A 13,639-nucleotide genomic window follows, 5' to 3' on the forward strand; every position below is an offset into this window, starting at 1 on the left:
GGAACTTATCCTCAACATGAAGCTTTTTCTGTATTCGCATTGAGTAGGCGTAAACATTCTTCAGGACTAAAATCGCTTGGGCGGTTTGGTTTTTCTTCTAAATCCACCAACATTGCAATTTCGCCATCATCATCATATACATGACAAGGGAAAAGTCGTAGTTTTCCACAATCTAATTTAAATCCTTCTTTTCCCGGTAAACATAGCGATAACATCAATGGTTCATCACTGATGTTAATCACGCGACAAGCCATCATTGGGGGAATGCGATAAAACGAACCTTCATGTAGTTCGTCACACCAACATTCGCCTTGTTTCGAGCAATACATGATGAGGCCTTCACCTTTCATACATAACAAGTATTCTTCAGTTTCCTCATTAATATGAAAGTGTCCTTTTGTGCAAAAATATTGATCCTTGATCTGGCCAGGATAAATTTTGACTTGACCCCAAGTCAATTCACCCTGATCACTAATCGTTTTTCGCATGATGTGTTCATAAATAATCGTGTCCGGGTTCATATCTGGATCTTGTCGTTTGAAATAGTCCGTATCTTTATAACGGATTGTCGTTTTGGGCGCTGCACTTTTACGCAAGCGATTGTTCCATTGTGAAATTAGCTCTGCTTTTAACTCAGCTATTGAAGAAAAGTAATTATTCTCATTCATCTTTATCATCTCAAATCATTATTCATTACTTATTTTTTCAAGGCAAACTAAACTTGGAGAATTCGATTTAAATGGATGTCGCATTTCTAATACGTGAAGGTTGGTTTGTTCCTGTAGCCAATCCATCAAGACCTCTTTTTCTTGTTGGCCTTCTGGATGAGGATAAAATACCAAAGCAATTCGCCCTTTTTTGCGCAACAACCTAACACTTTGTTCTAGCGCTCGCAAAGAAGAGTTTGCTTGTGTGGCAATTCCACTTAAAGTTTTTGGATCAAAACCATAGTTGAAAATCATAGCATCGATTTGACCCTGATAAGCGCTAAGATCGTGTTCGATCCTATCGTGGGAATGACAATATCCAATCACGTGGGGGACTTTTTGAGATTTAAGTGCAATTTGTTGATTGAGTTTGTTTTGAAATTGCTCAAAAAGGTCGGATTGAATTTCATAATAGAACACCCTACCCACATTTTGTTCGATAAAAAAGAGGGTGTCGCGCCCGCGTCCTAATGTCCCATCTACACAAATCGCTTGGGAATGAAGGATCGGCTTGAGAAAGTCATGTGCAAGTTGGGTCATTGCTTGCATGAATGTCTCCTTTCTAGTCTGCTTGTGCAATCTTAGTTTACTCTTTTGATAAAGTTCGTGCCGTTAGGATGAACATTTTTTTATTCTGACTTTTGATCCTTTTGGACAATAAAACCAAAGTCATAATCGTTTTCTTCTTCACTCGCATCCGGGAACGCCAAGCGACCAATCGTCATGCGCAATCGTTTTGCGAGTTTAGATAATTCTTCATTTTGTTTTTCCAGACTAGTTAAAGTTCGTCCTGTTTTTTCGGCTTGTTCGCAAATCGCATCTGCTTGGAGCTCTAATACTTCCAGTTGTTTTTCGATTTGTTCCAGGTTTTTAGCTCGATAGAAATTTCGAGTCGAAGCCAAAAGTGTAAAGACAACTCCCGCTAGTGTCGTTGGCGATACGAGCATGACGTGTTGTTGGATCGCAAAATCCATCAAGTCTGAACCTTTTGAACAAAGCCATGAAAAGACGCCTTCATTAGGGATAAACAAAATGGCCACATCAATCGTTTCTTCGTTGATATATTTAGACGCTACATCAACAATATGTTTTTTGATATTGCGTCGCAATTCTCTTTCATATTGATCCGCGTGTCCTGGTTCTTCGACCATCTTTGTGTAGTTTTCCATAGGGAATTTAGAGTCGATACACAATACTTGATCACTGCCCGGTAAATGAAAAGCGCCATCACTAATCTTGCCGTTTTTTAAGTGATATTGCGTTGCATAAATATGTGGGGAATCTCCTAAGTAGGTACGAATAATACTTTCGAGCTGATATTCACCAAAGTTTCCACGTCGTTTCGCATTGGTCATCACTTGGGTAATCGCTTGGATTTGCGTGGTGAGTTGACGGGAATTTTCCAGGGAAAGTCCCGTTTGTGTTTGCATTTTTTCGATTCTAAAATTGAGCTCTTTCATCGTTTCAAAATTGACGCGAGCCATTTCATTTTCTTGTGCGAGTTTTTTTGTCAAATGACTTTGTTGGCGCATCACTAAATAGATGCCAAAGACGATGACGATCAATAATAAGATCACTAAAATCATCAAAATCCAACTCATGTTCTCCATATTGATCTCCTTTCTTTTTACCAAAATTATTGATTTTTTCTGCCTTGGAGCATCACTTGCACTAAGGCTAATTGTTCTTGGCGATTCATATTTCGATCTTGCATGACAACTTCATATAATAACTGTTCCAAAATTATCCCAATCTCTTTTCCTTGTAGACCGAATTCTTTTTTCAGATCATTGCCATTGACCAATAAATCTTTCGTACGCATAGGCAAAATGCCTTGGCGTGATTGATCATAGCGGGCATAACTTTCTAGGGCTTTAAGACGATCATGTTGAGAATGCGCCATAATGTCCCCGTATTGAATCGCAAAAAGATGCTTCGTTTCTTCTGCATTCAAATCTTTATCTACATGTAACCAATAAAAGCTTTGCGGTGTTGGTTTTAGAAAAGTATCGTGCAAGGCGATGAGTTTGAAAATTTCGTTACTCATCTTTTTAGGTAGTTTTAATTTTTGCGTAACTTCTTGAGCAATTTTAACAGATTCTCTTTCATGCTTTTTGAAATGATCCTTCCCGTTATACGTTTGTTTCACTTTTGGTTTTCCTAAATCATGTAACAACAATGCCCATAAACATACCGGTTCTTTATTTTGTAGCGCTGATAAAGCATCTAAAGTGTGATGCAAGACATCCGTATAGTGATAAATGGAGTTTTGTTGCGTATGTAAACAAACATCTAATTGCGGAATCCACGGCTGCAAAAGTAATGTCATCTGATCGAGAATTTGTGGCGAATTGGCTAAAATTTCTTCCACTTCTGACACGATACGCTCAACTGCAACGTTTTGGGCAAGGGGATAGAGGGTATCGATTGCTTGTTTAGTTTTCGCCTCTATTTCAAATTGATAACGCCCGGCAAAGCGAAATGCGCGAAACATTCGCAATGCATCTTCACTCATGCGTTCAAAAGGATCACGCACGGCGCGCACGATTCCTTCTTGTAAATCGTGTTGACCTTTAAAGGGGTCAATTAAACCTTCTTGCGCATCCCAAGCCATCGCATTGATCGTAAAGTCGCGTCTAGCTAAATCTTCTTTGACGTCATTTACAAATTGGACAAAATCAGGATGGCGATGATCTTGATATTGTCCTTCACTTCTAAACGTCGTAACTTCAATTTGTTCTCCTTGTTCGATAACCGTAATCGTGCCATGGGCGATTCCGGTTGGAATGGCATGCGCAAATAAATCCAAAACTTCATTGGGGGTCGCGTTGGTTGTGACATCAAAATCATGAGGAATTCGCTTCAATAACAAGTCGCGAACACAACCGCCAACTAAATACGCTTTAAAGCCGGCTTGTTTGAGTTTTTCAATGACTATTTTCACGCCAATAGGACAGGACGATTCAAAAATAGGCAAGTCGATGTTTGGATTCGAAATTGAATGATTGTTCATGTGCATCTTGTCCTCCTTAGCGTGTTTGTATTTTTCTATTGTAGCGTGAACCTCTTGCTTTGAGAGCAAAAAAGGGCAGGAGTTTTTCCTACCCGTATTTTTTTCTTGTTCTTATTGAATGTCAAACTTAGTTAAACATCTTTGTATAAATTGGCATTGTTGTCTTTTTGACATTTTCCCCAATTTCCGTATCCGCAAACGTGAATTCAATGTCACGACCTTGTGCAAGCGGACGAACGACATCAGAGATGCGTTGGAAAACGCCTGTATCTCGTTCTGCAACATCTACAATGATAAACCAGTTTGCTTTGGCGTTTTCTGGTTGGTCTTCAGGATGATTCAGTTCTAAACGTTCTTTTAAATATAACGCTTGGATCGCTGGTTCATGGAAACCATAAGAAATGAGTGCTGCTTCTAAATCTTGTAAATTTCCTTTTGGATCTTGTAAAAGAAGTTTTTCTTTTTCGGATTTTAAAATAGGTTTCAGATTCGAACGTACTTTTTGAGCAAATTCCATCAAAAGATCTGTTGGGAATGGCATATCGACACCTTTTGGGTCGATCACAATGCCGTAAATTTCTTCTTTAGCGCTCATTAATAAAGGCATGTATTGCACCATTCCTAATACGATGCAGTTTACACCTTTTTCGCCATAGAGTTTTTTCATTTCTTCTACGCTAGTAAAGAAAGGGAATAATTTTAAACCATTTTCATTTGTGACAACCATTGGCATCACTTTTGTATCTGGTTCAAAGTGTAATTGCCCCTTTTCATCTACTTCTGGTTCTTTGTCCCATTTTGCTGGAATCATAATTTTAGTATCTACTAAAAGCGATGCCACCTTGATTAAATTTTCGTCCCGATTATCTTCACGCAGGCGTTCAAGTGCCTCGCGAAGGATTTCATTATTGAAGTTGAAATCCATTATTCATTTCCTCCAATTGCGGCTTTATTAAACAAAATCGATGGACTTGTGATGGAGCGTAATTGCCACTCTAAATCATCTCCCACTGCTTGCACATCATTGAGCAGTTCTAAAAAGTTGCCGGCAACAGTAATCAATGTTAAAGGTCGAACTTTTTTACCCTCTTGAACGAGATAACCTTTTGCTTGTAAAGAGAAGTTGCCACTCACAAAGTCGACTCCCGCATGCATTCCTTGTAAATCAGTAATGACAACACCGTTATCCATCTTTTTAAGTAAATCATCAAAGGATGCCTCTCCTTGTTGAATATATAAATTCATTGGAGAAACTCCTGTTGCTCCCGCGCCACTTTTAAAGCCGTTTCCTGTCGATTCGGCATTCATTTTAATTGCTGAACGAGTATTATGCAAAATTGTTTTGAAAACACCTTGATCAATGAGTGTTTTCTTATAAGTTGGGTGACCTTCGTCATCATAATTTTGCATATGAATCGCATCTAAATTTCGAGGATCATCAATCATTGTGATCTTGTCGGAGAATACTTTTTCATTCAAACGAGTCGCAATCGGGGAAATTCCTTTAAAAATCAAATCCCCACTAAACATTCCCGCAAAGCAAGACAATAAAGTCGACATCGCTTCTTTTTCGAAAATGACTGGACAAGTTCTTGCCGTACAAGATTTAGCATTTAATGTGCTGGCGACTTTATCAATTAGTTGTTGTACAAAGCCTTCAACATCAAAACTTGCTAAATCATAAACAGGACGAACGAGATAGCCATCTCGTAAATCTTCCCCTTCAACCATCGTAATATCCGCTACGACAGCTTGCATTTGATATCCATCTTGTACTTGAACACCCAGCGAATTGGTTAATTCACTTTCATTTCGAACACTTTCAAAACCTAATTGATTGACCATCTTGACGCGCGGATCAGCCGCCAATAAACGTTGTTCTAAATCGGCTAAAAACGCTTGAATAGCGGATGCTTCTGGTTCAATCCATACTTTATTGGAATGTTCTTCTGTTGTTTCCATGACTCCGACAAAAATATCTTTTTCTGAATCTGAAACATATTGTGCCGTATCACGAAGTTGCGTGAGCGTTTCGATCATTTTGTCATCATCAACTTTTTCCAGTGAAACGGAAACGATCTTGCCTTCCACTAATGCCCGAAAAGACGTATAGAGGATTTTGGAATTCACAAACGTATCCATTTTTCCTTCAAACCAAGTCAGTTCTCGCGAAACGGTACGTGCCGTTGTGATTTCTAATCCTTCCATGCCTAAATCCAAGGCAACTTGCATCCATTTTTGTTTATTCATTATCCGTTCCTCCTACTGTAATCGAAGAAACACGAATAGTTGGCTGACCTATATTCGTCGGAATCGATCCAGACACTGAACCACACATGCCTTGCGCTAATGCGAGATCATCACTCACCATGTCGATATTTTTCAAAATTTCAGCGCCACTACCAATGAGCATTGCTCCAATAACAGGATCAGTTACTTGCCCATCTTCGATTAAATATCCTTCATTCACGCCAAAGTTAAATTCCCCAGTGTTTGGGTTCACTGAACCTCCGCCCATTGAACGGCAATATAAACCAAATTTAATATCTTTAAACATATCTTCTCGTTTATCTGTTCCTGGAAGTAAATATGTATTCGACATTCGGCTTGTTGGTTCATATTTATACGATTCACGACGAGCTGAACCTGTTGATCTTTCATTCATACGACGACCATTGAGGCGATCGACCATATATTGCGTTAATACCCCATCTTTAATTAATAGACGGCGTTGTTGTGGGTTTCCCTCATCATCCATGTTTTGGCTTCCCCATTGACCTGGCAATGTTCCATCATCGACCGCATTGACTTTTGGGGATGCAATTTGTTGGCCTTTCTTCTCTGAGAATACAGACAGATGTTTGGCTACACCGGTTGCTTCTAAAGAGTGACCACATGCTTCATGGAAAACCACTCCGCCAAAGCCATTATCGATAATGACTGGCATTACGCCACTTGGTGCTTTTTTCGCTTTTAATAAAACACAAGCAATACGGGCAGCTTCTTGACCAATTTTGAGTGGTTCATTTTGTCCAGAGAAATATTCTAAGCCCGCACTTGCTCCTGGACCGGTAAATCCTGATTGGACATTATCGCCTTCTTTCGCATACGCACTAACGCCCATGCGCGTGCGAATTCGTGTGTCCGCTTTGAACAAGCCTTCTGAGTTTGCGATTTGTACATCTTGGACAATCGAGCTTAATACGGCATTGACTTTAAAAACACGTTCGTCATACTCCATCGCACCTTTTACACAATCATGCAAAAGATTGATCTTCACTGTATCGCTGGCTTGTTGTGGGTTGTCGACAATAGGAGAAATATTAGGGACCACTTCTCTTTCGTTTAAAACAACAGTAGTTCCTGTTTCTTTTTTTCCTAATGCATCTGCTAAATCATGAACAATCGCTTCTAAAGAATCCATGTCCATTTCATTTGTATATCCATAAACAGAAGAAGTTCCTTGATAAAGACGAATTCCAGCTCCTGCCCGGACTGTTCGATTTACGTCTTCAACATTTTCGTTCACCAGTGAAAAGCGTTCACTGTGTGCTTCTTCTTCAAAAATTTCCGCAAAGTCTGCATTGGACTGCATTGCGAGTGTTAATAACATTTCAAGTTGGGTTTTCTTTAACATCTTGTGCCTCCAATCTAGCTTTTTTATTATATCAAATGGCAGATTGATGCCATAGTTTAGCGTCTTGCTTATTCTTAGATCAATTTTTTGAAAAATTTTTAAAGCTAAAAAAGCGATAGGTATCGTCATTTTAAAAAATCAGCAAAATTTCTTCAAAAAAATTTAAATTTTCGCTTGCTTTTTTCTCCGTTTCTGAATATTATAAACAGGCAATCGCGGCAAGGCGGTTGGCAAAGAAAAAAATTCAAATGCGCCCTTAGCTCAATTGGATAGAGCGTCTGACTACGGATCAGAAGGTTGTGGGTTCGACTCCTGCAGGGCGCGCCATGTCGGGACGTAGCACAGCTTGGTAGTGCACCTGGTTTGGGACCAGGGGGTCGCAGGTTCGAATCCTGTCGTCCCGACCATTTTTTGTTTCTTTTGGCTGGATAGCTTAGTTGGCTAGAGCATCCGGTTCATACCCGGAAGGTCGTGAGTTCGAGTCTCACTCCCGCCACCATTTGGACCCTTAGCGCAGTTGGTCAGAGCTGCCGGCTCATAACCGGTTGGTCGCAGGTTCGAGTCCTGCAGGGTCCACCAAAAGAACACAAATAATCCCGGATCATCCGGGACTTTTTTTATTTTCTCTTTTCTATATCTATTATTCCTGATGCAGCAGACAAAAAAACGCTTTTTGAAATTCAGATCGTCAATAAGCTAAGATTTTGATGTTCAAGGCATAGTCTTTTGAGGTAGCAGGAAGATAAAAGGAAGAAGCTGGTTGTATTTCCACTTTTTGGAGCGATAACACAACCAGCTATAAAAATTTCTGAATGTCAAGCAGACTTAACTGAATGACATTGATCGTGATAACTTCCTTTATAATTTAGCTATAAGCCTAATATTAGACTTAGAATAGGCCTCTTTGTAAGTATAACCACTACAGATAAAATAATAATAATGATATCTAGAATAATGAACGGACTAATGGATTCTTTTTTTAAAAGGACGAACGCTTCTACGGAAAAATATATAACCGATCCAATAGCTAGCACATAAGTCGAATTACTTCCCAAGAAATTTGCGCTTATCCAAAACGAAACGAACAGTATTCTTAAGAAGATTAGCCATTTCTTTTCCATAATTATTTATCCAACTTTCGTATAAACAGCTCTGAAACAAGTTAGTGAACGACGTGGCTCACACCCTAATCAATCCATTGTTTATGCTTTCCAACTCTTCAATTGAATTTATTTCCTTTAATTCTAAATTACCTGAAGAATAGCACCATATCGCTACGATCACAAAAAAACATAATACTTAGTTTTTTAGGTAAGTGCTTCATAACTGCTCCTTTCTTGCTTTAATTATATATCAAGCAAAAAACTCAATCATCTATTAGATAGGACGATTTCTTTTTATTCTATTCTTTAATATTACGTTTTAGGCTTTTTTCTGTGTTTATTATAAAATTAAATTACACCAATAAAAATGGATAAAATAACAAGAGAGACCCACATGCGTGGACACTTAACTTAAATTGACCCATTTTAATGGACACTATTTAACAGTGTTCATGCTTTAGTGGCATTGTGCTGGTCTTCTTTTCTTGAGTTTCCTCGGGTGCAATTCTGATTCTGCATACAGATTGACTGCCAGGAGGTACTCACTATGAAGAAAAAATTTTCCCCAGAACAAATTCTCAACTCTCGATCACTCTGTATTTTTTTTGCTTTTATCATTCCTTTTTCTTCCAGCAAAATCTTTTTAACAAAAAGGACCAGCTGCCTAAAAACGGTATTATAGGTAATACCTGCTCTAAGGAGGAGCATTATGAAAACAATTTCTTTGAAAATAACCGACGAAGATGCAAAACTTATCCACGATTATGTAGCAATGAATAACTTAAGTCTGTCTGAATTTATTCGCGAAACGGTCTTAGATCGAATTGAAGACGAATTGGAAATATCCGAAACTTTTGCCACGGAATTGTTGCAGGCCAAAGAAGAAAGCATAAACGGAAAATCATATACTCTTGAAGAAGTTCGCACGGAGCTGGGAATTTAATATTTCAAATTAAACTGTCGCATCAAGCAATAAGAAATCTCGAAAAGATGGATAAAATCAGTTCAAAATTGATCATCCATCGGATCAAAAAGAACCTAGTTAATTGTATAGATCCAAGAATACATGGCAAAACGTTGAGTGGTAATCTTAAAGGATTTTAGAGGTATCGCACTGGAGATTATCGACTATTTGTCGACATTCAAAACGATGTATTCATAGTCGAAACAATTAAACCCGCCCACCAAAAAGACATTTATCAACAAATCCCCTAAAAGCAATCTACAAACGATTGCCACCCAGACAATATTAATTCTGTAGAGGATGAAGAGGCAGTTTTCCACTAAAGATTAAAACCTTTCCAAGATACATGCATACAAATATATACGAATGTAATCAACGAACAACTAGAGTCGCTTGGATCAGTCTTCCATTTTAAAGATTACTAGTCGTACAAGTTGTTCAAAGAAAGGCACTTTTTATGAAAACGCCTCCTCAATACATCAAAAACCTAAAAAACAAAATTATCACAGAAGAAATGTTAATCAACTGCCTATACAGTTCAAACAAAAGAGCAAAGAACCATCGTGACAAGGCCAGTGAGTACAGAGACTATTTTAGAAGCAACCGTTTTGCGTACGATAAATACAGCAACATAGAAAAATTCAATTTAAAGAAAGAAGAATACTATCGCCAAAAAGATGTTCTCTTGTCCATCATCCAGCCTACCTGCATACACAAAGAACATTTTGGATACGAAAAACGCCGTATTTATGATTTCGAATCTAACTATCATAAAAAGAAGAAGAAATTCATTTGGGAAAATTGTTTTTTCGACGAAAAAGAGAAAAAAGAAGTATAGTTTGGCGATATCTTGGATTACAGCAAACCAATTTATCATTACTACTTATTCTATGACTTAAACGGCACAAAAACTTTCCATTCTCCAATCAACGAATCCGAAATCGAAGACTATGATTTAGACATTGTTGATATTGATCTCAATCAAACAGAAGGACACGAAATCGACAAGTTAATTTCCAATCAGTTTGTTAAAAAATTTATTTCGCCGATCAAATCTGGAGAGTACACCTACATTCCAGGAAAACAGATCGAGCAATCCAACGAATAAAGGCGAACCAATAACATAAAGATTCTTGATTTTTATTGAAATTCGATCTAGCATTTTTTAAACAGAGCATATATGACATCTTAGGGAAATTGGAACTCTATAGAATTCATATATGCTTTTTTTCATTTTTATAAAACGTTTTGCTTTCCTGATAATTTTTTCGTCAATTACCAAGCATCTAAAGGTAATGAACCTGTAACCGCCCAGTCGTACTAACAGCTTGGATTCCCAACTTTTAATCCTAATAAGTACCGCCATTTAAAGAAAAAAGGTCTTTGGGTCTGATAGACATTTCGCTTATGGTATTGGAGAGACATCACCTGCCACTATACAAAAATAAATAAAATCATAAAGATAGAAGATCGGTCACTCTCCCCCTCTAAAGAAAGTGGAATTCCGCACCCTCCAACTGGATTTATACAAAAAAAAGACGAAGTAGCAACTAGGTTAACTACTTCGTCATTATTTACCAATGGTGGTCTCTGTCGGAATCGAACCAACGACACAAGGATTTTCAGTCCTTTGCTCTACCTACTGAGCTAAGAGACCATGGTTGCGGGAGAAGGATTTGAACCAACGACCTCCGGGTTATGAGCCCGACGAGCTACCAGACTGCTCTATCCCGCGATGTTCTTGTTTATATTAACAGATCCTTTGAACAAGTGCAAGTGTTAATTTCACTTTTTTTCATCAGCCCGTTTATCGATGAATTGTTCTTGGAACTTGCCTCGTTATAATAACAAATCTTTGCAGAATGTCAAACATTGATTTTATTTTTCTTTCACCCTTTTTTAACATCCCTAAGACCAGGGTTTTGATTCTATTTTTATGTCGTTCATCCCTTCAAGAAAATTGTTTTTATTTTTGTATTGTTTTTTTGAAAGTGTTTGTTATAATCTTTCATGCATTAGGAACAAATTGCACATCGGGATGTAGCACAGCTTGGTAGTGCACTTGCATGGGGTGCAAGGGGTCGCAGGTTCAAATCCTGTCATCCCGACCATTTCAATCTTTCTAATATATTTGGCTAGGTAGCTTAGTTGGCTAGAGCATCCGGTTCATACCCGGAAGGTCGTGAGTTCGAGTCTCACCCTAGCCACCAAATATGGAGAAGTACCCAAGTGGTTGAAGGGTCCGGTCTTGAAAACCGGTAGGTCGTGCAAGCGGCGCCAGGGTTCGAATCCCTGCTTCTCCGCCACTATAAAGATCCACGTCATGATCATCGATCATGGCGTTTTTCTTTTATTCTCTTTTTTGCTTTTCACCTTATTCATGCAAAATCCACCTTTATATTCACCATTAAACAAACACATTCCGTTCAATTCGATGATTGTGCCTTTTTTAGCCTTTTCCCCTTCATTTCTTCTCTAATTCAAACCCAAACAAGACTATTCGTTTTCGCGCGTAAAAAGGCGTAATTTGCACGTTATTTCAATCGCATGATTTATTGTCACCAAATTAAAAAAGCCCTTGAATCACCATTTGTTTTTCAAACAGTTCTCCAAGGGATTAAATCTAGTTTTAGGCTTTTGTTTTATCTGGTAAGTTGTTTTGAAGCTTTCTCCAATGCACAAGCGCATAAGCAAGTCCTGCCCCTTCCGCAACGAGATAAGCCCACCAACATTGTTGAATGCCAAACGTCATCGCAAATACCCAGACTAAAGGTAATAACAAGATAATTTGGCGAATCAAAGTGATGACTAAAGAATCTTTGGGTTTTCCTGCTGCTTGATAAGCTGCACAAAGCACCATCGTGATCGCCGCAAAAATCATACTTAAGCTCACAATTCGTAACGCTGGCGTCGCAATCGCAAGCATGTTTGCATCGTGACCAAACAAAGTCAAAAATTGCGAAGCGAACAATTCAAATAAAACTGTTCCACATGCTGCCACTACTGTCGCAATGAGTAACGAAAAGCGAATTCCATCCAATACACGTTGTTTATTAGCTGCACCATAGTTATATGCCGTAATCGGGATTAGTGCGTTGGTGATACCAGAAACGATCATATAGACAATCTGCTGCAGTTTAGAAACGACATTGAATGCCGAAATAGCGACTTCACTAAAAACACCCAATACGGCATTCATCGCTAAAGACATAAAGCTCATAATCGACTGCATCAAAATTGCCGGAATTCCTACTTGATAAATTTCTTTGATTAAGTGGGGCGACAATTTAAATTGTGTCGGGTGAATGTCGAAAATATGAATTTTCTTTTGCACAATCCAGATGCCCGTGAGCATTGCGATAACTTGTCCGGTTACTGTTGCAACCGCTGCACCTAAAATCCCCATCGCTGGAAAGCCAAACCAACCATAAATGAAGATCGGATCAAGAATAATATTTATCAAAGCCCCAACACCTTGCATGATCATATTACCCATTGCATCGCCCGCTGCTTGTAAAATTCGCTCATATGTGATTTGGATAAAGACGCACGTGCACATTAGTGTACAAACGCGCAAATAAATCACTCCTTGAGCAATAACTTGGGCCGATTGTGTAAATAAGCCCATAAACCATTCCGAGCCAAACCAGCCAAGCAAAGCGAACACAAGTCCATTCACAATAGATAAAAACAAGCCATGTAAAACAATTTGGTCTGCTTTTTGTTTTTGTTTTGCACCTAAGCTTCGCGAAAGTACCGTATTAAAGCCTGCTGCCGTTCCGACCGCAAATGCAACGATAATCGTTTGAATTGGATAACAAAGTGATACCGCAAGTAATGCTTGGTCGGAGTAGTTGGCTACAAAGACACTATCCACAAAGTTATATAGCGCCTGAATTAACATTGAAATCGCAATCGGAATCGACATCGATAATACCAATTGGCGAATGGGCATTGATTCCATTTTATTGCCCGTCATTTGTTTTGTTTGTTCCATTCTATCTCCCTTCGTCACTTCTTCTTCGAGAATCTCCTACGCTTTAACGAAGAGTCATGAATTTTTTCAGCTCAATCCACCCAAATTTTTCTGATCGGATTGAGGCCTCGTTCGATTTTATCGCTTTAATTTGAAGAGTCAACCGATTTTACAGAAGCTTCAAAAAGCGAATTCCCCATAAAAAAATGTCACACCAAAAAGTAATGTGACATTTTCTT

The 13,639-nt window shown here is 38.6% G+C and carries 11 protein-coding genes and 9 tRNA genes; 10 read left to right on the forward strand and 10 right to left on the reverse strand.

Annotation, left to right across the window (positions count from 1 at the left end; genetic code table 11):
- Positions 1 to 11: 11 nt before the first annotated feature.
- The 7 genes from ALLST_RS11160 to ALLST_RS0108610 all read right to left on the reverse strand — a co-directional run bounded on the left by ALLST_RS11160 (position 12) and on the right by ALLST_RS0108610 (position 7,357).
- Positions 12 to 668 (reverse strand): glucose-6-phosphate isomerase family protein, encoded by a 657-nt coding sequence (locus ALLST_RS11160; protein WP_019893773.1) that lies wholly within the window; start codon positions 666 to 668, stop codon positions 12 to 14.
- An 18-nt stretch (positions 669 to 686) separates the two neighbouring features.
- Complete coding sequence (locus ALLST_RS0108585; RefSeq protein ID WP_019893774.1) at positions 687 to 1,256, reverse strand: MnmM family RNA methyltransferase; 570 nt, start codon at positions 1,254 to 1,256, stop codon at positions 687 to 689.
- 80 nt (positions 1,257 to 1,336) lie between these two features.
- Positions 1,337 to 2,317, reverse strand: coding sequence for a DNA recombination protein RmuC (rmuC, locus tag ALLST_RS10620; RefSeq protein WP_019893775.1), 981 nt, complete (start codon positions 2,315 to 2,317; stop codon positions 1,337 to 1,339).
- Positions 2,318 to 2,343: 26 nt separating this feature from the next.
- Positions 2,344 to 3,720: a CCA tRNA nucleotidyltransferase gene (locus ALLST_RS0108595; RefSeq protein ID WP_169336061.1), complete on the reverse strand. Its 1,377-nt coding sequence runs from the start codon at positions 3,718 to 3,720 to the stop codon at positions 2,344 to 2,346.
- Positions 3,721 to 3,847: 127 nt separating this feature from the next.
- The gene (locus ALLST_RS0108600) at positions 3,848 to 4,645 is read right to left on the reverse strand and encodes an enhanced serine sensitivity protein SseB C-terminal domain-containing protein (RefSeq protein ID WP_019893778.1); all 798 of its coding nucleotides are present in this window, start codon (positions 4,643 to 4,645) and stop codon (positions 3,848 to 3,850) included.
- A complete protein-coding gene (locus tag ALLST_RS0108605; RefSeq protein ID WP_019893779.1) occupies positions 4,645 to 5,970 on the reverse strand; it encodes a TldD/PmbA family protein in 1,326 nt (441 codons plus the stop codon). Before ALLST_RS0108605 ends, ALLST_RS0108600 begins: the two co-directional genes overlap by 1 nt.
- Positions 5,963 to 7,357 carry a TldD/PmbA family protein gene (locus tag ALLST_RS0108610; protein WP_019893780.1) on the reverse strand — a complete coding sequence of 465 codons (1,395 nt, stop codon included), beginning with the start codon at positions 7,355 to 7,357 and terminating at the stop codon, positions 5,963 to 5,965. Before ALLST_RS0108610 ends, ALLST_RS0108605 begins: the two co-directional genes overlap by 8 nt.
- A 250-nt stretch (positions 7,358 to 7,607) precedes the next feature.
- Between ALLST_RS0108610 and ALLST_RS0108615 the strand changes: the two genes are divergently transcribed.
- The 7 genes from ALLST_RS0108615 (at position 7,608) to ALLST_RS0108655 (ending at position 10,532) form a co-directional block, all read left to right on the forward strand.
- Positions 7,608 to 7,684 (forward strand) — tRNA-Arg (locus ALLST_RS0108615).
- Between the two features lie 3 nt (positions 7,685 to 7,687).
- Positions 7,688 to 7,764: transfer RNA gene (locus ALLST_RS0108620), tRNA-Pro, on the forward strand.
- A gap of 15 nt (positions 7,765 to 7,779) precedes the next feature.
- A tRNA-Met gene (locus ALLST_RS0108625) sits at positions 7,780 to 7,856 on the forward strand.
- A 3-nt stretch (positions 7,857 to 7,859) separates the two neighbouring features.
- Positions 7,860 to 7,936 (forward strand) — tRNA-Ile (locus ALLST_RS0108630).
- A 1,233-nt stretch (positions 7,937 to 9,169) separates the two neighbouring features.
- Positions 9,170 to 9,403 (forward strand): type II toxin-antitoxin system RelB family antitoxin, encoded by a 234-nt coding sequence (relB, locus tag ALLST_RS0108645; RefSeq protein ID WP_019893783.1) that lies wholly within the window; start codon positions 9,170 to 9,172, stop codon positions 9,401 to 9,403.
- Between the two features lie 478 nt (positions 9,404 to 9,881).
- The gene (locus tag ALLST_RS0108650) at positions 9,882 to 10,262 is read left to right on the forward strand and encodes a hypothetical protein (protein ID WP_019893784.1); all 381 of its coding nucleotides are present in this window, start codon (positions 9,882 to 9,884) and stop codon (positions 10,260 to 10,262) included.
- A gap of 12 nt (positions 10,263 to 10,274) precedes the next feature.
- Entirely contained in the window at positions 10,275 to 10,532 is a 258-nt protein-coding gene (locus ALLST_RS0108655) for a hypothetical protein (RefSeq protein ID WP_019893785.1), read from the forward strand.
- A 473-nt stretch (positions 10,533 to 11,005) separates the two neighbouring features.
- On the opposite strand, the gene ALLST_RS0108660 is transcribed toward ALLST_RS0108655, so the two are convergent.
- Together ALLST_RS0108660 and ALLST_RS0108665 are read right to left on the reverse strand one after the other, a co-directional pair.
- Positions 11,006 to 11,081: transfer RNA gene (locus ALLST_RS0108660), tRNA-Phe, on the reverse strand.
- A 1-nt stretch (position 11,082) separates the two neighbouring features.
- Positions 11,083 to 11,159: transfer RNA gene (locus ALLST_RS0108665), tRNA-Met, on the reverse strand.
- Positions 11,160 to 11,458: 299 nt separating this feature from the next.
- Between ALLST_RS0108665 and ALLST_RS0108670 the strand changes: the two genes are divergently transcribed.
- The 3 genes from ALLST_RS0108670 to ALLST_RS0108680 all read left to right on the forward strand — a co-directional run bounded on the left by ALLST_RS0108670 (position 11,459) and on the right by ALLST_RS0108680 (position 11,730).
- A tRNA-Pro gene (locus tag ALLST_RS0108670) sits at positions 11,459 to 11,535 on the forward strand.
- Between the two features lie 22 nt (positions 11,536 to 11,557).
- A tRNA-Met gene (locus ALLST_RS0108675) sits at positions 11,558 to 11,634 on the forward strand.
- Positions 11,635 to 11,639: 5 nt separating this feature from the next.
- Positions 11,640 to 11,730: transfer RNA gene (locus tag ALLST_RS0108680), tRNA-Ser, on the forward strand.
- A gap of 323 nt (positions 11,731 to 12,053) precedes the next feature.
- Here the strand turns inward: ALLST_RS0108680 and ALLST_RS0108690 are convergent.
- Positions 12,054 to 13,421: an MATE family efflux transporter gene (locus tag ALLST_RS0108690; RefSeq protein WP_019893788.1), complete on the reverse strand. Its 1,368-nt coding sequence runs from the start codon at positions 13,419 to 13,421 to the stop codon at positions 12,054 to 12,056.
- Between the last annotated feature and the right edge of the window lie 218 nt (positions 13,422 to 13,639).

Source organism: Allobaculum stercoricanis DSM 13633 (assembly GCF_000384195.1).
Classification (GTDB): Bacteria; Bacillota_I; Bacilli_A; order Erysipelotrichales; family Erysipelotrichaceae; genus Allobaculum; species Allobaculum stercoricanis.

What these genes read in the sequence shown, in the direction of transcription:
- ALLST_RS11160 (WP_019893773.1), bottom strand. Translation starts at nt 668, where the DNA reads ATGAATGAGAATAATTACTTTTCTTCAATAGCTGAGTTAAAAGCAGAG.
- ALLST_RS0108585 (WP_019893774.1), bottom strand. Translation starts at nt 1,256, where the DNA reads ATGCAAGCAATGACCCAACTTGCACATGACTTTCTCAAGCCGATCCTT.
- rmuC (WP_019893775.1), bottom strand. Translation starts at nt 2,317, where the DNA reads ATGGAGAACATGAGTTGGATTTTGATGATTTTAGTGATCTTATTATTG.
- ALLST_RS0108595 (WP_169336061.1), bottom strand. Translation starts at nt 3,720, where the DNA reads ATGAACAATCATTCAATTTCGAATCCAAACATCGACTTGCCTATTTTT.
- ALLST_RS0108600 (WP_019893778.1), bottom strand. Translation starts at nt 4,645, where the DNA reads ATGGATTTCAACTTCAATAATGAAATCCTTCGCGAGGCACTTGAACGC.
- ALLST_RS0108605 (WP_019893779.1), bottom strand. Translation starts at nt 5,970, where the DNA reads ATGAATAAACAAAAATGGATGCAAGTTGCCTTGGATTTAGGCATGGAA.
- ALLST_RS0108610 (WP_019893780.1), bottom strand. Translation starts at nt 7,357, where the DNA reads ATGTTAAAGAAAACCCAACTTGAAATGTTATTAACACTCGCAATGCAG.
- relB (WP_019893783.1), top strand. Translation starts at nt 9,170, where the DNA reads ATGAAAACAATTTCTTTGAAAATAACCGACGAAGATGCAAAACTTATC.
- ALLST_RS0108650 (WP_019893784.1), top strand. Translation starts at nt 9,882, where the DNA reads ATGAAAACGCCTCCTCAATACATCAAAAACCTAAAAAACAAAATTATC.
- ALLST_RS0108690 (WP_019893788.1), bottom strand. Translation starts at nt 13,421, where the DNA reads ATGGAACAAACAAAACAAATGACGGGCAATAAAATGGAATCAATGCCC.